This window comes from Streptomyces sp. NPDC088910 (assembly GCF_044749865.1).
Lineage (GTDB): Bacteria > Actinomycetota > Actinomycetes > Streptomycetales > Streptomycetaceae > Actinacidiphila.
The window spans coordinates 1-4,352 of sequence record NZ_JBIVIV010000022.1 but is presented as its reverse complement, the minus strand read 5'-3'; the positions used below and the strand labels follow the sequence as shown (position 1 = coordinate 4,352).

At 73.8% G+C, this 4,352-nt stretch carries 6 protein-coding genes; 4 read left to right on the top strand and 2 right to left on the bottom strand.

Going from position 1 to position 4,352, the window contains the following annotated elements; genetic code table 11:
• Window positions 1–100 precede the first annotated feature (100 nt).
• The gene (locus ACIP4Z_RS34230) at window positions 101–478 is read right to left on the bottom strand and encodes a hypothetical protein (protein WP_355350292.1); all 378 of its coding nucleotides are present in this window, start codon (window positions 476–478) and stop codon (window positions 101–103) included.
• Between the two features lie 126 nt (window positions 479–604).
• On the opposite strand from ACIP4Z_RS34230, the gene ACIP4Z_RS34225 reads away from it, so the two are divergent.
• Together ACIP4Z_RS34225 and ACIP4Z_RS34220 are read left to right on the top strand one after the other, a co-directional pair.
• A complete protein-coding gene (locus tag ACIP4Z_RS34225; protein WP_355350289.1) occupies window positions 605–1,039 on the top strand; it encodes a YchJ family metal-binding protein in 435 nt (144 codons plus the stop codon).
• On the top strand, window positions 1,000–1,662 hold the full coding sequence (locus ACIP4Z_RS34220; protein WP_401314371.1) for a hypothetical protein: 663 nt from the start codon (window positions 1,000–1,002) through the stop codon (window positions 1,660–1,662). The genes ACIP4Z_RS34225 and ACIP4Z_RS34220 overlap by 40 nt, the downstream gene beginning before the upstream one ends.
• 9 nt (window positions 1,663–1,671) lie before the next feature.
• On the opposite strand, the gene ACIP4Z_RS34215 is transcribed toward ACIP4Z_RS34220, so the two are convergent.
• Entirely contained in the window at window positions 1,672–2,949 is a 1,278-nt protein-coding gene (locus tag ACIP4Z_RS34215) for an MFS transporter (protein ID WP_401314441.1), read from the bottom strand.
• 416 nt (window positions 2,950–3,365) lie between these two features.
• Between ACIP4Z_RS34215 and ACIP4Z_RS34210 the strand changes: the two genes are divergently transcribed.
• Complete coding sequence (locus tag ACIP4Z_RS34210) at window positions 3,366–3,536, top strand: hypothetical protein (protein ID WP_355350281.1); 171 nt, start codon at window positions 3,366–3,368, stop codon at window positions 3,534–3,536.
• A gap of 397 nt (window positions 3,537–3,933) precedes the next feature.
• Entirely contained in the window at window positions 3,934–4,182 is a 249-nt protein-coding gene (locus ACIP4Z_RS34205; protein ID WP_355350278.1) for a DUF5133 domain-containing protein, read from the top strand.
• Window positions 4,183–4,352 lie beyond the last annotated feature (170 nt).

Sequence of the window (4,352 nt, the reverse complement as noted above, 5' to 3'; positions counted from 1 at the left end):
GCGGTCACGCGGTCACGCGGTCACGCGGTCACGCGGTCACGCGGTCACGCGGTCACGCGGTCACGCGGTCACGCGGTCACGCGGTCACGCGGTCAGGCGGTCACGCGGCGCCGTGGTTCTCCAGCCGGAAGCGCGCCTCCTGCTCCTGGTCGCCCGCCGCGGTGCCGACCACCCGGACGGTGAACGCCTCGGCCAGGCTCTCCCGCAGCCGGTCCACCGCGCGGTAGCCGCCCTGGGCCGTGACCGTCAGCGACTCGCCGAGCCGCGCGGGTCCCGGCACCCCGAGGGTGCGGGACACGTCGAAGGTGGCACTCCAGACCATCGGCCGCCCGTCCGCGGAGTCCTGCGGGATGTCGTCGGGCTCGCGGTCCGAGGCGAAGCTGGTGTTCAGAGCGTCGAGAACGGTCTGCGCGTCCTCCTTCGCGCAACCGTCGAAGGTGACCGCTACCTGGGCTGACTCGTCTTGCGCCGTACTCACGGGGATTCCTTTCGGAGGAGGATGGTGGCGCGCGCACCCGATTTGCGCCACGGTCAGCACTTTTCCGCTGCGGGGCGGGCAAAACCCACGACTCCCGCGAATGGCGGCGTCCGCCACAATCAGAGGATGCCCCGACGTCAGAACCGCCGCCCGGCGGCCACCCGGCTCTCCCCTACGGCTCCCTGCCCGTGCGGACGGCCCGCCGCGTACGACGACTGCTGCGGCGCCCTCCACCAGGGACGGTCCGCCGCCACGACCGCGGAGCAGCTCATGCGGTCGCGGTACGCCGCCTTCGCCGTACGCGACGCCGCCTATCTGCTGCGTACGTGGCACTCCGGCACCCGGCCGCCGGGCCTGCGCTTCGACGGGGACGTGCGGTGGACCGGCCTCGACATCCTCGGTTCGACCGGCGGCACCGCCTTCCACACCGAGGGCACCGTCGAATTCCGCGCCCGCTTCCTGGCCGACGGCCAACCGGGTGACCAGTACGAGAACAGCCGCTTCGGCCGCGAGGACGGTGCGTGGGTGTACGTCGACGCGCTGCCCGAGCGCAGCGGATGACGGCCCTCGACCCGGCCGTACGCGCGGCCCTGGCGCGCGAGCTGCTGGCCGCGCTGGCCGCGTACTGCCCCGGCTCCCGGACCCGGCTGCGCGGCTCGCTGGCCTCGGGCACCGCCGATGCCTACAGCGACATCGACCTCGAATGGACCGTGCCGGGCGACCGCTTCGCCCACTGCGTCGACACCGCCGCCGTGGCGTTGGGGCGCGTCCGGCCGCTGGCCTCGCTCCGCGTCGACCCGGAGTCAGCCGCCGCCATGGGCGAGCGGCTGCTCTTCGCCGCCTTCCGCGGTCTTCCGCTCTTCTGGCGCCTGGACCTGTCCGTCCGCGCGGAGCCGGCCGGGTCGGCCACCGTGCCCGCGGCGCCCGCCACCGCCTGGTCCCCGGCCGCCAGCGCCCTGGCCAACGCCGTCGCCACCGTCAAGATGCTGCGCCGCGGCCGTCCCGATGCCGCCCGCGGCCTGCTCACCCGCGGTCTCGCGCGCGTCGGCGCGCCCGACCACCTCACCGACGGCGCCCTCGCCGACGTCCTGCGGCTGGCGGCCGCCGCCGTCGCGTACGACCCGTCGCAGGCCGGTCTGGCCGCCGCCGTGTCGGCGCTCGCCGAGGAGCGGCCGCGCCCCTGAAAACGGCTCCTAGGCCACCGGGCGGCGGGCGTCGTAGGCGACGAAGCCGCGCTGGAAGAGGCCGATCAGCGCGATGGCCGAGATGCACGCCAGGCCGCCGCCGACGACGGCGACGGTGGGCGTGAACAGGTCGGAGACGGAACCCGCGAGGAAGTCGCCGAGGCGGGGGCCGCCGACCACCACGACGAGGAAGACGCCCTGGAGGCGCCCGCGCATGTCGTCGGGGGCGGCGGATTGCAGCATGGTGTTGCGGAAGACCATCGAGACGGTGTCGGCGCAGCCCGCGAAGGCCAGGAAGAGCAGGCCCAGCCAGAGGTTGCGGGTGAGCCCGAAGACGGCGACGGCCGCGCCCCAGGAGCCGACGGCGAGCAGCACGGCGAAGCCCTGGCGGTGGACCCGGCCGAGCCAGCCGGAGAAGACACTGCCGAGGAGCGCGCCGACGGCGGGGGCGGCGGCGAGCAGGCCGACGGTGCGGGTGTCGCCGCCGAACCAGAGCCCGGCGACGGCGGGGAACAGCACGCGGGGCTGGGCGAGCACCATGGCGGCGAGGTCGGAGACGAAGGTGGTGCGCAGATTGGGCCGGGCGGCGAGGTAGCGCAGGCCCTCGATGACCGACGGGCGGCGACGGGCCGCGCCGTCCCCTTCGCCGGGGAGCATCGCGGGCAGCCGCCACATCGCGTAGAGGGAGGCGCTGAAGGCGGCGACGTCGACGGTGTACGCGGCCTGGTAGCCCCAGGCGCCCACGAGGACGGCGCCGAGCATGGGTCCTGCCATCTGGCCGACCCCGCCCGCGAGCGAGGCCAGCGCGTTGGCGGCGGGCAGCCGCTCGGGCGGCAGCAGGCGCGGGATCATCGAGGAGCGGGCGGGCGAGTTCATCGCGAAGCAGACCGCCTGGAGCGCGACGACGGCGTAGAGCAGTGCCACGGACCTGAGATGGCCGAAAGCCGCCGCGGCCAGCACGCCGGAGCAGACGGTGGAGCCGGCGGCCGTGATCAGGCCGAGCTTGCGCCGGTCGACCGCGTCGGCGACGGCGCCGCCGTACAGGCCGAAGACGATCAGCGGGACGAGCGAGAAGAGGCCGACCAGGCCGACGTAGAAGCTGGAGCCGGTGATCGCGTAGACCTGGAGCGAGACGGCCATCGCGGTCATCTGAGAGCCGATGTACGACACGGTGTTGCCGAACCACAGGCGGCGGAAGTCCGGGTGCTCGCGCAGCGGGCTCACATCGGCCAGCAGCCGGCGGCGGGGCTTGGCCGGCGGCGCGGATATCTCCGGCTTTCCGGATATTTCACGCGCGCGTGACCCGGATGGCGCAGGCCCCTCGTCTCGGTCCTCTTCGCTGTTGAGCACGAGGAACCGTAGCAACCATGCGCCGCACGGCAGCGGCCAGGGCCGGTTTCGCACGCGCGCACGGCACTTCGCCACTGTGCGTAGCGCGCCGGAAACCGGCTGGTGACGGAGGACGGGCAGGCTTACGCTGTGCGGGACGAACCGGTCTCAGGGGATGTACCGAACCCCGGGGCCCGTCCCGGAACGAGTCGCCCACCTCGGCCGCGCTCCGGTCCTCCCCTTCGCCCCCGGGCGTGGGGGGCCCAAGGCGCCACCGCGTCCGTACCGCCCGAAGAGCCATCCCACCGGGCGCCGGGCGCGGTCGGACGGCCGCGTCGGGTGTCGCCGGTCCACGCGACGCAAAGGAGTGCGCGGTGTCACCTGATCAACTGAAGCGCAATGAGTCGGCCGAACGAGGCGGCGACGGTGCCTCGCTCCTGGCCGAGGAACGCCCCCTGGACACCTGGTCCCGGTGCGCGCCGATCCGCCTCGCCGGTTACGAGGACGATCTGACGGAGACCCACATCCTGCGCGGCATCGACTAGAAGGCCGCCCGGACGACACCGCGTCCGACAAGCAGTCAGCTGTCGACCTGTCGCCGCGTCATGTCGTGGCGACAGGTCGACTCGTCGGTACGTCGGTACGTCGACACCCGGTGTTCGACAACCGGCCGCCCGGCGCCCGCGCGAGCGGCATTCCCTCGGCACAGCGGCGAAGACGAGTCGAACATCACGTTCACCGGCCCCCGTTGTGGACATGAGTGTCATGTACCGTGAAGGGACTACTACTTCGCACCCCTCGACCCCTATCCGGGGCCTGCGCAAAGACGCGACGAAGAAGAGGGTGCGGCCCGGCAGGCAATTTTTCTCGCCGCTTTCACGCATGGAACAGCGTGGGCCGGGCAGGCGCGTCCCGACTTCGCCGACATCGAGGAGTACGACGATGCTGATGGCCCACCCGACCGTCCTTCGGAACCTGGTGGAACGCTACGAGACGCTGACCGCTGAGGTCGAGACGGCGAAGTCCGTCGACCCGCGCGTGCGGCAGCAGCTCCAGGACACGGCGTACACGCTGTGCGTGTCGACCGGCACCCGGGAGATCGCCCCGGCGCTGGCCGCCGCCCGCGTGCACATGGAGCGCCACCTGTTCATGGACGAGGACGACGAGACCGAGGACGCTTCGGCGGCCTGAAGCCGGACCCCACGACAGACGTCACAGCGGCGGGGGGCCCCCCCCCGGGGGGCCCCCCGGGGGGGGGGGGGGGGGCGCGGGGGGGGGGGGGGGGGCGGGGGCGGGGGGGGGGGGGGGGGGGGGGGGGGGCGGAGGGGCGAGACAAGGGGGGGGGGGGGGGGCGGCCGGGG